Raw genomic sequence first — 17622 nt, forward strand, 5'->3', positions numbered from 1 at the left:
TCTTTGCCTGCCGCCATCAGTAATTGATGCTGACGTAGGGCACTTCCGGCACCTGCCAGCGCTGCTTGAGGTAGACGGTGAGCACGAAGAAGAAGTTGGCCAGCAGGTTGGCGAAGCGATAGAGAATGGGATCGAAGGCCACCTCGCTCTCTTCCAGCCGGACCAGCAGCCGCACCACCTTCTTGCTGCCGCAGCGGCACAGATGGAGGGTGGGAATGGGCTGTGGCCCCTGTGGCAGCACAAAACCTGTGACGCTGCCGCGACTCGCCTCGTTATAGTGGTCGTAACGGGCCTTGAGCCACTCAAGATCTGCATCGAAGATCCCCAGCTTGCCGCGCACCGAGCCGTTGAGATTGTAGATAAGCCGCTGCAACGCCGCGAGATCCGCCAGCATGGGCTCGGTATCGGCATCCGGCGCAAGGTGTGACAGCACGGCCCCGACCTGACAGCAGAGCTCGTCCGTGGCGATTTCAAAATCACATTTGAACGAGGTTTCGAAGATAAAGGGGTAGCAGAGCTCGCGCTTGTCTCTTGGCTTCTTGGGGTTCATGGGGCAACCGGATTGGAGAAAAGGCCAGTTTGCCAGCCCCGGGAAGGGCTGGCAAACGGCAGCTCATTACTTGCGTTACGCGCTGTGGCTCAGGCGTTCTTACTGGCGGGCTCGGTGGAGGGCTGGAACTGGTTGATCATCCGCAGCGCCTCCAGCATCCGCTGGTTGAAGCTGGTGAAGCGATCGACCTGTGCAGGTTCCCCTTCCCCTCTCGCGGCCAGCACGGCCGGGGTCAGCGCCTGTTGCTGGGATGCTGGCAGCAGGGTATCAGCCTGTTTCTGCACCTGATCCAGCTTGGGCAGGTAGTCGGCAAACGGCTTGATCAGATCCTGCAGGGAGTGCGCCCCCTGATAGGTCTGGCTCAGCTTGACGCTCTGCTTGAGCTTGAGGGAGTAGGAGGCCAACTGGCTGTCATCCAGTTTCAGCTCGCCCGCCTTGTCCAGCAGATCCTCGAAGTTGCCGGAGAAGAAGTTCCCCGCCAGCTCGTCGATCCCTTTGACCAGCTTGCCGATGGACTCCATCTCGTCGCTGCTGAGATCCCCCTCCAGCGAGAAGCTGAAGCTCTGGCTCGACTTGAGGCTGAACTGGCTGCCGCTCTCGCTGCTCTGGGACTTGGTCTGCCAGCTGTCGTTGAAGCGTAGCACCACCTTGTCGCCATCCTTGGTCTGGATCTCCAGATACCCCTGCTGGCGACTGGCCATCTCGGCCTGTCCCATGTCGGTCGGAGAGACCTTGCCGAAGAACTCCTTCTCGAACTCCTCGAGCCCTTTCTGGATCAGCTTGTAGCTCTGATCGATACCGGTTTTGATATCGTCGTTGTCAGTCGCCCACTTGCCGAGCTGCTTCTTCGCCTCGTCAAAGCCCTTGTCGACCCCCTTGCGGGCCTGCTCCATCATCCCGGTCAGGTCGTCGTCGGATTTGCCATCGGCCCGCGCGGCACCGAGTCGCCCGGTCACGAACTGCAGCACGTTGTCCGCCACCGACTGGAAGTCGAACAGGGTCTCCGGGGTGATCTCCTCGGGCTCTTTCACCTTCGGCGCCTGATAGCCCTGGCCGTTGATCTCCAGCGAGAACTGCAATGCCTGCTGGATCAGCACCTGCGCCCACTTGGGCGGCTTGTGCAAGGAGACCTCCTCCTCGCTCTTGACCTGTTTCTGCTCCGCCTGTTGGGGCGATTTGGTAGAAACACCCACTCCCTTGGGTTGGGCTGCGCCCACGCCTTCGATCTGCATAATGTGTCCTCCCACCATGCCTGTAGATCAGCTATCGGCCTGACTGAACACTTCTTGACCACAAAATGCTGGACAATCTGCGGCTGGCTTTTAAAATCGGGCCCCTTTGGGTGGCCTGTTGCCTTCCCCCGATTTCGACCCGGCCCGGCCGGTGTGCATGTGAGGTATTTATGACCCAGTCCCAACAGCCTTCCGCGAACGCTCCGGCGCCTAGAACCGCGGCCGACTATCAGGCCCAACTCGACGAAAAGCGCGCTCGCCTCACCGAGCTGTTTGCCGGCTTCACCCTCCCGGCGCTGGAAGTGCATAGCTCGCCGGCGGAGTACTACCGGATGCGCGCCGAATTTCGCATCTGGCACGAAGGGGATGACCTCTTCCACTGCATGTATGCCCCGGCGACCAAAGAGATCATCAAGATAGACCACTTCCCCACCGCCAGCCGCCTCATCAACCAGTTGATGCCGCTGCTGCTGGAGGGGCTGCGCCCACACCCGGTGCTGCGCCGCAAGCTGTTCCAGATCGACTACCTCTCCACCCAGTCCGGCCAGATTATTGTCAGCCTGCTCTATCACCGCAAGCTGGAGGCCGAATGGCAACAAGCCGCCGAAGCGCTGCAGGCCGATCTGCGCGCCAAGGGGTTCGAGCTGCAACTGATTGGCCGTGCCCACAAGCAGAAGATCTGTCTGGGGGATGACTTTGTCATCGAACAGCTAAACGTGGCGGGTCGCCAGCTAACTTACAAGCAGGTGGAAAACAGCTTCACCCAGCCCAACGCCGCCATCAACGAGCAGATGCTGGCCTGGGCGCTGGATGTGACCAAGGGGAGCGAAGGGGACCTGCTGGAGCTCTATTGCGGCAACGGCAACTTCTCCATCGCGCTGGCGCAGAACTTCCGCAAGGTGCTGGCCACCGAGATCGCCAAGCCGAGCGTCGACTCCGCCCAGTTCAATATCGCGGCCAACGGCGTCGACAACCTGATCATCCTGCGCATGTCGGCCGAGGAGTTCACCATGGCGATGCGTGGCGAGCGGGAGTTCAACCGCCTCAAGGGGGTCGATCTCAAGAGCTACCAGTGCAACACCATCTTCGTCGACCCGCCCCGCGCCGGTCTCGATGATGCCACCGTCAAGCTGGTGCAGGAGTACGACAACATCCTCTATATCTCCTGCAACCCCGAGACTCTGCAGGCCAACATGGCGGTACTGGGCGAGACCCACGAGATCGCCCGTTTCGCCCTGTTCGACCAGTTCCCCTGGACCCATCACATGGAAGCCGGGGTCTATCTGCGCCGTAAGGCCGGTTGATTCAGGCAGACAGGAAAACAACAACAGGGCCGGATGGCCCTGTTTTGTTATTGACTGAACATCGGCCTCACTCCAGCCGGAAGTGACCCACGATCTCCCGCAGCCGGTCGTAGGTCTGCTGCATCGCCGCAGAGCTGGCGACCGTCGCTTCGCCATTGTGGGTCAGCTGGCGGATCACTTCAGCGATGGCGCTCATGTTGCGATTGATCTCTTCGGCCACCGCGCTCTGCTGCTCCGCAGCCGTGGCGATATGGCTGATGAGATCGTTGATCTCCACCACTTCTCCCGCCATTAGATCCAGCGACTCGTTGACCCTGGTGGTGTTCTCGGCCGCCCCCTGACAGCTCTGCTTGGTGTTGCCCATGGCATCCACCACAGTCCGGGTGCCCCGCTGCAGGCTGGCCAACATGGTCTGGATCTCGGCTGTGCTCTGCTGGGTACGGGCCGCGAGGGAGCGCACCTCGTCCGCCACCACCGCAAAACCGCGCCCCTGTTCACCAGCGCGGGCCGCCTCGATGGCGGCGTTGAGGGCCAGCAGGTTGGTCTGTTCGGCAATGCTGCCGATAACCCCCAGCACGGAGCCAATCTGCTGCACATCCTGCTGCATCGCCTCGATGGAGCGGGCAGTGGTTTCCACTTCGTCCACCAGCGCCATCACGCTGGCCATGGCCTGATCCACCACCTGACGGGACTGGCTTGCCAGCTGCTGGCTCTGGCTGGTGAGCTGGGCGGTGCTGACCGCACTCTCGGAGACGGAGACCGCGGTGCGGCTCATCTCGTTGATGGCGGTCACCACCTGCTCGGTCTCGCGTACATGGTCCGCCAGCAGAGACTGGGCGGCGCCGGTCTGGTTGGCCAGCCCCTCGATGCCGCTGTTGAGCTGGCCGCTCGCCTGCCGCACCTCCCCCATCATCTCCTGCAGCCGCTCGATAAAGCGGTTGATCCCGGCCGAGATCTGGCCCAGGTCATCCTTGCTGGTCACCGCCAGTCGGCGGGTGAGATCGCCGCTGCCGCGGGAGAGCTCCAGCACCAGATCCCGCAACGAGAGAATGGGGCGATAGGCCACGTTGAGCGCCAGCATCGCCAGCACCATCACCACGATCGCCACGCCGCACAGTGCCATGATGATCTGGCCGTTGAGGGCCCGGGTCATGGCCCGGATGTAATCGAGGTCGATGTAACCGGTCAGCGTCCAGCTGCTGCCGCGAATATCCAGCTGGTTGGGGCGCGCTTCACTCTCCCCTTGCGGCTTGCTGTCATAGAGGTTGTTGCCCTGACTGTCGGCCAGCGAGAAGTAGCGGCCATCGCCACTCATCTTCTCCAGCAGGCTTTTGAACTCGCTCATGTCGAGGTAGTAGAGATAGGCGGAATCGGCACCGCGCGGCACCAGAATGGTGATGACCGGCTTGCCATCCACCTGTTGCAGCGGGCTGACGGCGATCTGGTTGTTGGCGGCGGGGATCAGCTTGCGCAGGGCATCGACCTTGGCGTTGTCGTTGATGACCCCGCTCACGTCAAATGCCATGTCGCCGATCACCTTGACGATGTTGTGAAAGCCGGTCTCTTGCAGGGTCTTCTTGACGTTGGTCACCCCGAAGTTGAGGTTGGCGGCCAACAGGATCTTCTGATTGATGTCGCTGGCCAGCTTCTCTTTGACCAGAGTTATCTGCTCGGTGATGTTGTGGGTGGCCTGAGTGCGAATGTAGCCACTGATGAAGTGATTCACGCTGAGTCCGGCGGTGCCGATGGTGACCAGAATGGCCAGTAGCAGCAAGAGGTAAATCTTGACCTTGAATGGCATGGGTTCCCTCCAGAAGAGAGGGCTGGCAACGCCAACCCTCCCTGCCAATCGTTATTTCTTCTTGGCGTACTTCATGGAGTCCAAGGCCACCGCCAGAATGATGATGCCGCCCTTGATGATGAACTGCCAGTAAGGGCTGACGCCGATATAGGTCAAGCCATAGTTGATCAGGGTGAAGATAAGTACGCCGGTAATCACACCCGCGACCGTTCCCACCCCGCCAGCAAACGACACGCCGCCCACCACGCACGCCGCGATGGCATCCAGCTCGTACATGAAGCCGAGGTTGTTAGTGGCGCTACCGATCCGGCCCGCTTCCAGCATGCCGCCGAAGGCGTAGAAGACCCCCGCCAGCGCATAGATCATCACCAGATTGACCGCCACGTTGACTCCGGAGACCTTGGCAGCCTCGGGGTTGCCGCCGATGGCGAAGATGTTTTTGCCAAAGCGGGTCTTGTTCCACAGCACCCAGACAAAGACGCTGGCGATGGCCGCGTAGAAGGTAAGATAAGAGAGCTTGAATCCTCCTATCCGGATAAACCCTTGAGCGAAGCTGGAAAAGCGGGGATCAAACCCGGCCACCGGCGAGGCCCCTACCGAGTCAAAGTAGAGGGAGTTGATACCGTAGACGATGATCATGGTGCCCAGAGTGGTAATGAACGGGGTGACGTTCAGGTAGGCCACAATGAGACCGTTGACCAGACCAATCAGGGCACCCACCACACAGACCAGCAGGATCACCGCAGGAATGGGCACCTCCCCCAGCGTCGGGAACACCTTGTTGACGTTGGTCAGGGCCTGCAACATGGTTGCCGCGATGAGTGCCGCCAGACCGACCTGACGACCGGCCGAGAGATCCGTCCCCTGGGTGATGATGATGCCCGCCACCCCCAGCGCTATGATGACCCGCACCGAGGACTGGGTCAGGATGTTGCTGAAGTTGGTGAGGCTCAGGAAGGAGGGCTCCTGGATCACGATGACCATAAGCAGCACCAGCAGCACCAGATAGATGGCGTTTTCCTTGAGCGCCTGCATCAGATTGAAATTTTTAGCCGACTCCATAAATGTCTTCCTGTCTCTAGAGGTACAGAGATGCCAGGCGCAGTATCTCGCTCTGGTCAGTTTCTTTGGTATTGACGATCCCGGCGACCCGGCCATTACTCATCACCATGATGCGGTCGGTAATCCCCAGCAATTCCGGCATCTCTGACGAGATGATGATGATCCCTTTGTCCTTCTTCGCCAGCTCCAGGATGAGCTGGTAGATCTCGAACTTGGCCCCGACGTCTATGCCGCGGGTGGGCTCGTCGAGCATCAGGATCTCCGGCTGGGTCAGCAGCCAGCGACCGATGATCACCTTCTGCTGGTTACCCCCGGAGAGGGAACCGATCTGGGTCTGCTGGGTCGGCGTCTTGACCCGCATGGAGTCGATCACCCACTGGGTATCGCTCTTCATCTTGTTGTCGCTGAGCAGCCCCATGGAGCCCTTGTAGCTGTCCATGTTGGCGATCAGGGAGTTGAAGGCGATATCGAGCCGGGAGTAGATACCGGTGGAGCGGCGCTCTTCCGTCACCAGCGCAAAGCCGTTGCGGATCGCTTCGTGGGCGTTGTGGTTGGCCACCTCTTTGCCGTGCAGCTTGATGCTGCCCTGACTGCGATCACGAATACCGAACAGGGTCTCGACGATGTCGGTGCGCTTGGCCCCCACCAGTCCGGCGATGCCGAGGATCTCCCCCTTGTGCAGGTTGAAGGTCACATCCTGAATAGAGGGCTGGTTCTTCGCCGTCAGGTGTTCGATCTCGAGGATCACCTCTTTCGGCTGGTTGGTCTTTTCCGGGAAGCGCTGGGTCAGTTCACGGCCGACCATCATGCCGATGATCTGATCCATGGTCATGCCCTTGAGCGGCTGGGTTGCCACCCACTGGCCATCCCGCAATATAGTGATCTCGTCACAGAGCTGGAAGATCTCTTCCATCTTGTGAGAGATGTAGACGATGCCGCACCCCTTCTCCTTCAACTTGTTGATGATCTTGAAGAGGTGGTTCACCTCTTTCTCGGTCAGCGAGGAGGTGGGTTCGTCCATGATGACGATCTTGGCGTCGTAGGAGAACGCCTTGGCGATCTCGATCATCTGCATCTGGGAGACCGACAGGGTCGCGACCTTCACCTTGGGGTCGATGTCGATATCCAGCTCATCGAATATGCGCTTGGTGTCGTCATACATCTTGCCGTGGTCGATAAACCACCCCTTGGTGGGGTAGCGGCCGAGCCACATGTTGTCCATCACGGTACGCTGCAGCACCAGGTTGAGCTCCTGATGCACCATGGAGACGCCATTTTCCAGCGCCTCTTTCGAGGAGGTGAAGTTGATCTCCTGCCCCTTGAAGAAGATCTTGCCCTGATCCTTCTCGTAAATGCCGAACAGGCACTTGAGCAGTGTGGATTTTCCCGCTCCGTTCTCGCCCATCAACGCATGCACAGAATGAGGACGGACCCGTAAATTGACATTATCGAGTGCCTTGACGCCGGGAAAGCTCTTACTGACGTCAATCATCTCCAACAGCCATTCTGATTGTTGCTGTGTTGTCATATCAGCCATCACATCTGGTTGAAAAAAGGGCAAGGGGATCTCCCTTGCCCCGGAGGAGGGAATTACTCGAATTGGGACAGGTTGTCTTTATCCACACCGACGTAGGCAACACGTACTACCTTGTCGACGATATTCCACTTGGTGCCTTCACCGGCCGGTTTGCCTTCAGCCAGGTTCTTGGTCAGCTCGAAGGTGGCTTTGGCCTGGTTAGCCGCATCGTTCAGCACGGTACCAGCCATGGCACCGCTCTTGACCATGGCCAGCGCTTCCGGCAACGCATCGACGCCGAATACCGGAATGGCAGTCTTGCCCTGGGCTTTCAGTGACTCGACCGCACCCATTGCCATGCCGTCGTTGTTGGCGATGACTACTTCGATCTTGTTGGCGTTGGGGCCGGAGATCCAGGCATCCATCTTGTCTTTCGCCATGGCGGTATCCCACATACCGGTATCCATGTGCAGTTGCTCGGTCTTGACGCCGCCATCGTTCAGGGTCTTGACCACGTAGGAGGTGCGCGCTTCGGCATCCGGGTGGCCCGGCTCCCCTTTCAGCAGCACGAACTGGATCACGCCATCCTTGTTCAGATCCCACTCCGGATGGGCTTTCCAGTGTTTGGCAATCAGCTGACCCTGGATGATCCCTGACTCCTTGGAGTCGGTGCCCACGTAGTAGGCCTTGTCGTAGCTGGCCAGATCGGTAGCGCTCGGCTCCTTGTTGTAGAAGACCACCGGGATATCTTCGCCACGGGCTTTCTCAATCACCACCGGTGCCGCAGCGGGGTCAACCAGGTTGATGGCCAGCGCCTTCACCCCTTTGGCCAGCAGCACGTCGATCTGGTCGTTCTGCTTGGACTGGTCGTTCTGGGAGTCGTTCATCAGCAGCTCCACCCCCGGAGTGGCTGCCGCCTCCTTCTCGATGGCCTTGCGCACGACCGCCATGAAGTTGTCGTCGTATTTGTAGACGGTTACCCCGATACGGGTGTCAGCCTGGGCATTGGCTCCAGCCATCATGCCCATCAGCAGGGCGGCAACTGTGGTCAGTTTTTTCATTATGTGTGCTCCGATGTGTCTATCTGTGTTGTAGGGTGGCGAGCAATTGAGCAAGCGCCAATCAATGTAATCAGTTTGTTGTCATTTCTTCTGTGATCATGACGACAAAATGAAAACGTTTACACTCTGTTACATTGAAACTTTATATTTATTTTTCAAATACATATAAATAAAAATCAGATTTGAGACTCAATCTTTCCCACAGCATTGAGGCTAGTCGTTACTGGTCTGTTGTCAAAATGGCGCACAGGCTCGACAGTCGTCTCAATAGCTGGCTTAACGGAGAGTGCAGCCCCAACGGTAACGACGCTCGAGCAGTTGATACTCGGGACGCACGCTCTGACTCCAGGAGTCATCGCCACCCACCCCCATGTGGGCGCCATCGAGACAGACCCACAGCCCCTCTTCAGCCACCAGATCGCTCTGGTGACGAGCAGCGGCCAGCTGTTGCTGACTGAAGCGGCTGGCACTGAAATGGAAGCTGCCGCTCACCGTCGTGCTGCCCAGCTGCAACTGGCGGGTATCACAGCGCAAGCCGTTGTCACTCGGGAAAATGTAAGGGGTGTGCATGGCCTCCAGCGGCAGGCTCCAGCGACCAAGATCGGCGCCCAGCAGACGATCCGGATAGTTCTCGTGCGGCCCACGCCCAAGCCATTCGACTCGCGCCGGTACCTCGGCCAGATGAAGCAGCAGACCGATCCGCGGCAGCGACGGCAGCACCTGTGCCAGCTCAGTTTCTATCTCCAGGCTCATGGCGCCATCGTCGGTAAAGCGGTGATGCCAGTGACTCACCAGCAGCGGCTCATCGTGGTGGAAGTAACCATGGCTGACCCGGATATCCCCTCCGGCGACCGCAATCCCCAGACAGCGGTGCTGCCACTGGCCGAGACCACACACCTGCCAACGGGCAATCCAGGAGTTGGGGTCGGCGTGATCCGCTTCGCTGGTGCCGATGTCGTTGTCGAGCGGCGCCCGGTAGAAGTGATCCATGATCGGCGCCAGCAGCTGCTCCTGCCCCGATCTTTGCCAACTGGTGATGCGGCCGCTCTGCTTGTCGAGCCGCCACTGACTGTTTGCGGTGGTGACCAACCAGCCATCCGGCTGCTCGCTCAGGGTGGCGGCAGCGACGGGAGCAGGCAGAGCAAGGGGGGTCGGCAGGGTGAACTGCTGACGGGCGACCTTGTGATCCGCCTGCGACCATAGGGTAGCCTGGGGCTGAACGATGGCCAGATCGAGCCAGGCCAGTGAGCCTGCCGCAAAGGGAGGCAGTGTCTCGCTCAGGGTCAACTCGACCACTCCCTGTGGCGCCAGCTCAAGGGAGAACTCCCCCTGCTGCTGCACATGACCGTTCTCGCACAGCTGCCAGCAAAGCCGCTCGTTATCGGTGGAGCGGAACAGGTATTCGCTCTCGAGCCGCACCCGCAGCGGTGTGTGCTCAAGCAGGGTGAAGCGGAACGGCTGCTGGGCACGTTTTGCCTCGAACAGGGTGGGATGGGGGGTGCGATCCGGGAACAGCAGACCGTTGCAGCAGAACTGGCGATCGTTTTGCACATCACCGAAGTCGCCGCCATAGCCCCAGTAGTGGCGGCCATCTGCGGTGTATTTGTCGAGCCCCTGATCGACCCAATCCCAGACAAACCCGCCTTGCAGACGTGGATGATCGCGAAACGCCTGCCAATAGTGGGCGTAGCCCCCCAGACTGTTGCCCATGGCGTGGGCATATTCGCAGAGGATCAGCGGTCGGTGCTCGCCGGGCAGGCCAATCCACTTGGCCAGCGCCCACTTGGGCACCGCCGGGAAGGGTTGATCCTGATGGGTTCTGGCATACATGGGGCAGATGATGTCGGTGGCCGGGGTATCGGCCCCGCCCCCCTCGTACTGCACCGGACGGCTCGGGTCGCTGCGCTTGATCCAGCCATACATGGCATCGTGGGCCGGGCCGTAACCCGACTCGTTGCCGAGCGACCAGATGATGATCGAGGGGTGGTTGAAATCCCGCGCCACCATGCGGGTCGCCCGCTCCAGAAAGGCATTGCTCCAGGCGGGATCCCGCGCCAGCCGCCCCATCGGGGTCATGCCGTGGGTCTCCAGATTCGCCTCGTCCACCACATAGAGACCGAGCCGATCGCAAAGGCGATAGAAGTCGGGGTGGTTGGGATAGTGGGAGCAGCGCACCGCATTGAAGTTGTGGCGCTTTATCAGCAGCAGATCCCGCTCCATGGTGGCACGATCGATGGCATAACCCCTGGCGGGGTGGTGTTCATGGCGGTTGGCACCGCGAACAAGCAGCGGCTGACCATTGACCCGCAGCAGGCCGCCACGGATCTCCACCACCCGAAAGCCCACATCACATGCCTCACTCTCGATAGCCTGGCCCTGCTCGTCCAGCAGGGTCAGGGTCAGACGATAGAGGTGAGGCGTCTCGGCGCTCCACTTGCGCGGCGCAGCCACGTCGAGCGAGAACTCTGCGCGATCGTCATACGCCCCTTTTTCATCAATGGCTTGGGTGCCGATCGGCTGGCGCAGGGTCGCGACGCGCTCGCCGCCGTCATAGAGATTGGCCTCTACCGAGAGGCCAGCCCCATTGGCGACCTGCAGGGCAATCTTGAGACGGCCATCCCGATAGCAGGTATCCAGCTCGGGGGTGACCCGGATATCCATCAGATGACGGGACGGTTTGTGCAGCAGGCTGACGGAGCGGAAGATCCCCGCCAGCCACCACATATCCTGATCTTCCAGATAGGAGCCGTCGGACCAGCGCAGCACCAGCACCGCCAGCCGATTGTGACCGGTGTGCAGATAAGGAGTCAGATCGAATTCGGCGGGCAGGCGGCTGTCCTGGGAGTAGCCGACCCAGCGGCCGTTGCAGAAGAGGTAGAAGGCACTGCTCACCCCGTCGAAGATGATCCGGCTCTGGCCGCTTACCAGCCAGTCGGCGGGCAGTTCGAACTCGCGGGAGTAGCAGCCAGTAGGATTGTCTGCCGGCACCCGGGGCGGATCGCAGGGAAAGGGGTATTTGATATTGGTGTAGATGGGGCCATCGGTGAGCGGCCGCGCAGCCGGATAGGCGGCATCCAGCTGCCAGTTACCCGGCACGGTAATGGGGCAAACATCCACCAGATCCTGCGCCAGCCAGCTCTCGGGCACCCGCTCGGGAGCGGCAAAGAAGGAGAAGCGCCACTCGCCATCGAGCAAGAGACGGGAGGAAGAGGCCAGATCACCCCTGGCATCCGCTTCGCTGCGCCAGCTGAACATGGGGGTATGGGCAGCCAGCCGGTTTACCGACGTAATGGCCTGAGTCTGCCAATCCTGACGCGCCACTATCTCCCTGAGCATTCACTCTCTCCCTGCTGATTGGAAAACCTATTCAGTCTAGAGAAGTATGACGCAGGGAACGGCGATCTCGCTCACACAGATGTAAACGATTACACTGATTTTGTTAAGTAAAGCGGAGTAAAAATGATTAAAAATAGGTAAAACAATAACTGTGCAAGAAACGGCCCCAAACAGGGCCACAAAAGGGGGCTATCCGGCCCGAACCGGTGCCACCGAGTGGCGATTGATCAGGGTGGGGGTATAGATCCGGCTCTGGGTCGCGTCACTCTCCCCCGCCGCCAGCTGAATGGCCAGCTTGGCCGCCTGGGCCGCCATCAGCTCGATGGGATAGCGCATGGTGGAGAGCTTGGGGCGCAAATATCTGGCATAGATGATGTCATCGAAGCCCACCACCGATACCTCCTCCGGCACTCGCAGGCCGTTGTCCGCCAGCACTGAGATGGCGCCAGCCGCCATGGCATCGTTATAAGCCACCACGGCGGTCACCTTGAGCCCCTTGGCCAGCAGGTTGAGCATGGCGCGCTCCCCCCCCTCCTCGTTCGGGGTGCCACTCTCGATAAGCTCGGGATCGGCTGCCAGACCAGCCTCCATCAGCCCATCCTGATACCCCTGCAGACGCAAGGTGGCATCCTCGATGGCGTGATCCGAGCTGATAAAGGCGATATGGCGGTGGCCCAGTTCGATCAGGTGGCGAGTCGCCGTAGCGGCCCCCAGCCGGTTGTTGAGGGCGATGCAGCGCCCCTTGAGGGCCGGAATATCGCGGTTGATCAGCACCATGCCGGGCACCCGCATGGCGTAATCGTAAAGTTCCTCGTCGCTCAGCGCCTTGCTATGCACCACCAGCGCCTCACAGCGCTTGCCGATCAGCAGCTCGATCGCTTCACGCTCCTGACGCGCCTTGTGAAAACCGTTACCCATCAGCAGGTGGAGGTTCTGCTCGACGGCGATGCCGGAGACCCCCTTCACCAGCGCACCGAAGAAGGGATCGGCCACGTCACCGACCACCACCCCCATGGTGTCGCAAGTCTGACTGACCAGTGCCCGCGCGTTGGCGTTGGGGGTGTAGCCCAGTTCAGCCATGGCCTTCTGCACCACTTCGCGAGACGCGGCGCTGGCCTTGGGAGAGTTGTTCATCACCCGTGAAACCGTTGCCACCGACACATTGGCCAAACGGGCGACATCCTTGATGGTGCTCATGCTGTTTTCACTTCTTTCACTGTGCAATAGAGGGCCATTATACCCAGCAAACCCATTGAAAACAGGGGTGAAACGCATATCTGCCGTCAGGGTGACCATAACAACAGTGTAATCGTTTACACTGTTTTGCAAGCAAGCTCACAGTTTAGTCGCCACACCCTCGGCTAGACTCCTTCCAGACACTTTTCAGTGGAGAGCAAGATGAACGTTCTGGTCACCGGCGGTTGCGGATATATCGGCAGCCACACCTGTCTGGCCTTGCAAGCGGCAGGCATGAATCCCGTGGTGGTCGACAACCTCGGCAACAGCAAACGCAGCGTGCTGGCCCGAGTCGCAGCCATCAGCGGCCAACAACCCGTTATCTATCAAGGAGATATTCGCGATGCCGCCCTGCTGGACCGGATCTTCGCCGAGCAGCAGATCGATGCTGTGATCCACTTTGCCGCCCTCAAAGCGGTCGGTGAATCGACCCGCATTCCACTGGATTACTACGAGAACAATCTCGGTGGCACCCTCACCCTGCTGCAGGCGATGAAGCGGGCCAATGTGCACAATCTGGTGTTCAGCTCCTCTGCCACCGTCTATGGCGATCCCGCCAGCCTGCCGATCCGCGAGGATTTCCCCCGCAGCGCTACCAACCCCTACGGTCGTTCCAAGCTGATCATCGAGGAGATCCTCGAGGATCTGCAACTGGCCGAACCGCACTGGAGCATGACCCTGCTGCGCTACTTCAACCCGGTCGGCGCCCACGAGTCGGGCACTATGGGGGAAGACCCCCAAGGCATTCCCAACAATCTGATGCCCTATATCACTCAGGTCGCCATCGGCCGTCGCGACTGCCTCTCTGTCTTTGGAAACGATTACCCAACTGTTGATGGCACCGGCGTGCGCGACTACATCCACGTGATGGATCTCGCCGAGGGGCACGTCAAGGCACTGCAACACTGCGCCGGCAAGGGTGGCGTGCACACCTACAACCTGGGCACCGGCCAGGGCCAGAGCGTATTGCAGCTGGTCGCCGCCTTCTCCAATGCCTGCGGCAAGCCGCTGCCGTTTCGCATCGAACCGCGTCGCCCGGGCGATATCGCCGCCTGCTGGGCCGATTCGGCCAAGGCCGAGCGTGAACTGGGCTGGCAGGCGACCCGCAACATCGACGCCATGTGCGCCGACAGCTGGCGCTGGCAATCCGCCAATCCGAACGGTTACGAGGAGTAGGCCTGCCTGCTCCCCGTTAATAAACGACTTTAATTTTCCATATCTTATTCAGGAGAGATGATGTTCAACCCCGTCGATCATCCCCACCGCCGCTTCAACCCGCTGACCGGCCAGTATGTGCTGGTCTCCCCCCACCGGGCCAAACGCCCCTGGCAGGGGCAGGTGGAGAAGGTGAGTCAGGCCCCCAAACAGGCCCACGATCCCGACTGCTTCCTCTGCGCAGGCAACACCCGGGTCACCGGCGACATCAACCCCGATTACAAGGGCACCTTCGTCTTTACCAACGACTTCGCCGCCCTGATGCAGGATACCCCGGCCGCCGATAGTGCCAACGATCCCCTGTTGAAGCTGGAAGCCGCCCGCGGCACCAGCCGGGTGATCTGCTTCTCGCCGGATCACGGCAAGACCCTGCCCGAGCTGCCGCTGCCCGCCATCGAGGGGGTGATCACCACCTGGATGGATCAGGTCGCCGAGTTGTCGGCCCAGTGGGAGTGGGTGCAGGTATTTGAAAACAAAGGGGCCGTCATGGGCTGCTCCAACCCGCACCCCCACGGCCAGATCTGGGGCAGCGACTTCCTGCCCAACGAGATCGCCCGCGAAGAGCAGCACCAGCGCGACTGGCTGGCCGAGCATGGCCGCCCCATGCTGCTGGAGTATGTAGAGCGGGAGCTGGCGGATCGCTCGCGCATCGTGGTGGAGACCGAGCACTGGCTTGCCGTCGTCCCCTTCTGGGCCGCCTGGCCGTTCGAAACCCTGCTGCTGCCCAAGGCGCACATCCCCTCCATGCTCAACCTGACCAAGGCCCAGCAACAGGATCTGGCGGTGGCGCTCAAGGAGCTCACCAGCCGCTACGACAACCTGTTCGAATGCAGCTTCCCCTACTCTATGGGCTGGCACTTTGCGCCGCCCAAATCGGATTGCCCCGAGGCGTGGCAACTGCATGCCCACTTCTATCCACCGCTGCTGCGCTCCGCCACCGTGCGCAAATTTATGGTGGGCTTCGAGATGCTGGCCGAAACCCAGCGCGACCTTACCCCCGAGCAGGCTGCCGAGCGGCTGCGTGCCCTGAGCCCCGTTCACTACACCCAGACCAGCCACACCAATGAGGAGGCCCTATGACCCCCAGCCAACGCGTCAGCACCGTTTTTGCCGAGCAATTTGCCAAAGCGCCCGATCTGCTGGTGCGCGCCCCCGGCCGCGTCAACCTCATCGGTGAACATACCGACTACAACGACGGCTTCGTGCTGCCCTGCGCCATCGACTACGAGACCTGCGTCGCCATTGGCCTGCGCGATGACAGGCAAGTACAGGTGATCGCCGCCGACTACGACAACCAGCGCGACCAGTTCGACCTCGACCAGCCCATCGAGCACCACCCCAGCCAGCGCTGGAGCGACTACATCCGCGGCGTGGTGAAGTATCTGCAGGAGCGCGGTTATGCCCTGCGCGGCCTCGATCTGGTGGTCTCCGGCAACGTGCCGCAGGGGGCGGGGCTCTCCTCCTCTGCCTCGCTGGAAGTGGCCATCGGTCAGGCCTTCAAGGAGGCGCTGGGGCTCGACATCAGCCAGGCCGAGATCGCCCTCAACGGTCAGCAGGCGGAGAACAAGTTCGTCGGCTGCAACTGCGGCATCATGGATCAGATGATCTCCGCCAGCGGCAAAACCGATCATGCCCTGCTGCTCGACTGCCGCTCGCTGGAGACCCGCCTCATCCCGATGCCCAGCGATCTGGCGGTGCTGATAGTCAACTCCAACGTGCGCCGGGGTCTGGTGGACAGCGAATACAACACCCGCCGTCAGCAGTGCGAGACCGCCGCCCGTCACTACGGGGTCAAGGCGCTGCGCGACCTCGATCTGACCGGACTGGAAGCGGGCAAGGCCGGGCTGGATGATGCTTGCTACCGCCGTGCCCGCCACATCGTCGGTGAAAACGCCCGCACCCTGGCGGCGGCCGATGCACTGGCGAGCCACGATTTGACCCGTCTCGGCGAGCTGATGGCCGAGTCGCACGCCGCCATGCGCGATGACTTCGAGATCACAGTGCCCGCCATCGACGGTCTGGTGGAGATCATCAAGGCCAGGATCGGCACAGATGGCGGCGTGCGGATGACCGGCGGCGGCTTCGGCGGCTGCGTGGTCGCCCTGCTGCGCCCGGAGAAAGTGGCCGAGGTGATCGCCGCGGTTGAAGCCGAGTATCCGACCCGCTTCGGCCTCAAGGCTGACTGCTACGTCTGCTCTGCCAGCGCCGGTGCAGGCAAGCTATGAGCAGCGCCATGACGCCATTCGAGCTGGAAAACGAGGAGGGGCTGCGCCTGCGCGGCCTCGATTTCGGCGCCACCCTCACCTCCCTCACCCTGCCGGTGGCGGGCAAACGGCGTGAAGTGCTGCTGGGCTGTGCCGACGACACCTATCCCACCCAGCAGGTGTGGCTGGGCGCGGTGGCAGGACGCTTTGCCAACCGCATCGGCGGTGCCGAGCTGGTGCGTGATGGACAGCGCTGGCCGCTGAATGCCAATCAGGCACCCAACTGTCTGCACGGCGGGCAGGCTGGCTTTCATCGCCAGCGCTGGCAAATCAGGGAGCTGGAGGCGGATCGGGTCAAGCTGGCGTTGCTCTCCCGGGCGGGGGATCAGGGCTTTCCCGGCAATCTGCGGGTCACCCTGGAGTACCGGCTGGAGCGGAGCGATCTGGTGGTCGATTTTGTGGCCAGCACAGATGCAGCGACCCCGGTCAGCCTTACCAGCCACGCCTACTTCAATCTCGATGGGCAAACCGATGGCGAAGATGTCCGTGACCACCTCATCAGCATCAATGCCGACCACTTCCTGCCGACCGACCCGATCGGTTTGCCGATCGCCATCACTCCGGTGGAGGGGCCATTCGATCTGCGCCGCGAGCGCCTGATTGGCCAGGATTGGCTGAACCATCCCCAGCAGCAACAGGCCAAGGGGTACGATCATGCGTTTCTGCTCAACGGCCCGACATCAGAATGGGCCGCTCGGATAGTCTCTGGCGACAAGCAGCTGGCGATGGAGGTCTATACCAACCAGCCCTCGCTACAGTTCTACACCGGAAACTGGCTGGCCAATACCCCGAACCGCAGCGGCCTGTCGCACCGGGATCACGACGGCTTCTGTCTTGAGGCGCAACAGCTACCGGACAGCCCCAATCGCCCCGAGCTAGGCAACCCCTGGCTGCTGCCTGGCGAGCGTTATCACCACCAGACTCGCTACCGCTTTATCCGCGACTGACTTAAAGGTTTCATGATTTTTACATAGCCTCAGCAGTCACTATCGAGCAAGATAAGCCGCCCCGAGACCCTCCCGGGGCGTTTTACATCAACGAAGTT

13 protein-coding genes are annotated in these 17622 nt (G+C 60.9%); 5 read left to right on the forward strand and 8 right to left on the reverse strand.

All coding sequences use genetic code 11. From position 1 onward, the window contains the following. Positions 1 to 16: 16 nt before the first annotated feature. Positions 17 to 550, reverse strand: coding sequence for a cobalamin adenosyltransferase (locus I6L34_RS09960; protein ID WP_058059398.1), 534 nt, complete (start codon positions 548 to 550; stop codon positions 17 to 19). Between the two features lie 89 nt (positions 551 to 639). Continuing rightward, positions 640 to 1782 (reverse strand): DUF5610 domain-containing protein, encoded by a 1143-nt coding sequence (locus I6L34_RS09965; RefSeq protein WP_216956708.1) that lies wholly within the window; start codon positions 1780 to 1782, stop codon positions 640 to 642. A gap of 170 nt (positions 1783 to 1952) precedes the next feature. Between I6L34_RS09965 and trmA the strand changes: the two genes are divergently transcribed. Next, a complete protein-coding gene (gene trmA / locus I6L34_RS09970; RefSeq protein ID WP_139735457.1) occupies positions 1953 to 3086 on the forward strand; it encodes a tRNA (uridine(54)-C5)-methyltransferase TrmA in 1134 nt (377 codons plus the stop codon). A gap of 67 nt (positions 3087 to 3153) precedes the next feature. Here the strand turns inward: trmA and I6L34_RS09975 are convergent, their stop codons facing one another. The 6 genes from I6L34_RS09975 to I6L34_RS10000 form a co-directional block, all read right to left on the reverse strand. Further along, positions 3154 to 4887, reverse strand: a complete 1734-nt coding sequence (locus tag I6L34_RS09975; RefSeq protein WP_216956710.1) for a methyl-accepting chemotaxis protein — start codon at positions 4885 to 4887, stop codon at positions 3154 to 3156. Positions 4888 to 4938: 51 nt separating this feature from the next. Next, positions 4939 to 5949, reverse strand: a complete 1011-nt coding sequence (gene mglC, locus I6L34_RS09980; protein WP_005342585.1) for a galactose/methyl galactoside ABC transporter permease MglC — start codon at positions 5947 to 5949, stop codon at positions 4939 to 4941. A gap of 16 nt (positions 5950 to 5965) precedes the next feature. Next, complete coding sequence (gene mglA / locus I6L34_RS09985; protein WP_041234376.1) at positions 5966 to 7486, reverse strand: galactose/methyl galactoside ABC transporter ATP-binding protein MglA; 1521 nt, start codon at positions 7484 to 7486, stop codon at positions 5966 to 5968. Between the two features lie 53 nt (positions 7487 to 7539). After that, positions 7540 to 8526 (reverse strand): galactose/glucose ABC transporter substrate-binding protein MglB, encoded by a 987-nt coding sequence (mglB, locus tag I6L34_RS09990; RefSeq protein WP_005340747.1) that lies wholly within the window; start codon positions 8524 to 8526, stop codon positions 7540 to 7542. Positions 8527 to 8802: 276 nt separating this feature from the next. Next, a complete protein-coding gene (locus tag I6L34_RS09995) occupies positions 8803 to 11862 on the reverse strand; it encodes a beta-galactosidase (RefSeq protein ID WP_216956712.1) in 3060 nt (1019 codons plus the stop codon). A gap of 189 nt (positions 11863 to 12051) precedes the next feature. Continuing rightward, positions 12052 to 13059: a substrate-binding domain-containing protein gene (locus I6L34_RS10000; RefSeq protein ID WP_041915397.1), complete on the reverse strand. Its 1008-nt coding sequence runs from the start codon at positions 13057 to 13059 to the stop codon at positions 12052 to 12054. 201 nt (positions 13060 to 13260) lie between these two features. Here I6L34_RS10000 and galE point away from each other — a divergent pair, with 201 nt between their 5' ends. From galE to galM, 4 genes are read left to right on the forward strand one after another with little or no spacing between them, the layout of a single operon-like run. Further along, entirely contained in the window at positions 13261 to 14274 is a 1014-nt protein-coding gene (galE, locus tag I6L34_RS10005) for a UDP-glucose 4-epimerase GalE (protein ID WP_216956714.1), read from the forward strand. A 60-nt stretch (positions 14275 to 14334) separates the two neighbouring features. Beyond that, on the forward strand, positions 14335 to 15393 hold the full coding sequence (locus tag I6L34_RS10010; protein ID WP_216956909.1) for a UDP-glucose--hexose-1-phosphate uridylyltransferase: 1059 nt from the start codon (positions 14335 to 14337) through the stop codon (positions 15391 to 15393). Further along, the gene (gene galK, locus I6L34_RS10015) at positions 15390 to 16538 is read left to right on the forward strand and encodes a galactokinase (protein ID WP_216956716.1); all 1149 of its coding nucleotides are present in this window, start codon (positions 15390 to 15392) and stop codon (positions 16536 to 16538) included. Before I6L34_RS10010 ends, galK begins: the two co-directional genes overlap by 4 nt. Next, positions 16535 to 17524 carry a galactose-1-epimerase gene (galM, locus tag I6L34_RS10020; RefSeq protein WP_058059579.1) on the forward strand — a complete coding sequence of 330 codons (990 nt, stop codon included), beginning with the start codon at positions 16535 to 16537 and terminating at the stop codon, positions 17522 to 17524. The genes galK and galM overlap by 4 nt, the downstream gene beginning before the upstream one ends. The last annotated feature ends 98 nt before the right edge of the window (positions 17525 to 17622 follow it).

The sequence above is a fragment of the Aeromonas sp. FDAARGOS 1404 genome (assembly GCF_019047085.1).
Lineage (GTDB): Bacteria > Pseudomonadota > Gammaproteobacteria > Enterobacterales > Aeromonadaceae > Aeromonas > Aeromonas veronii.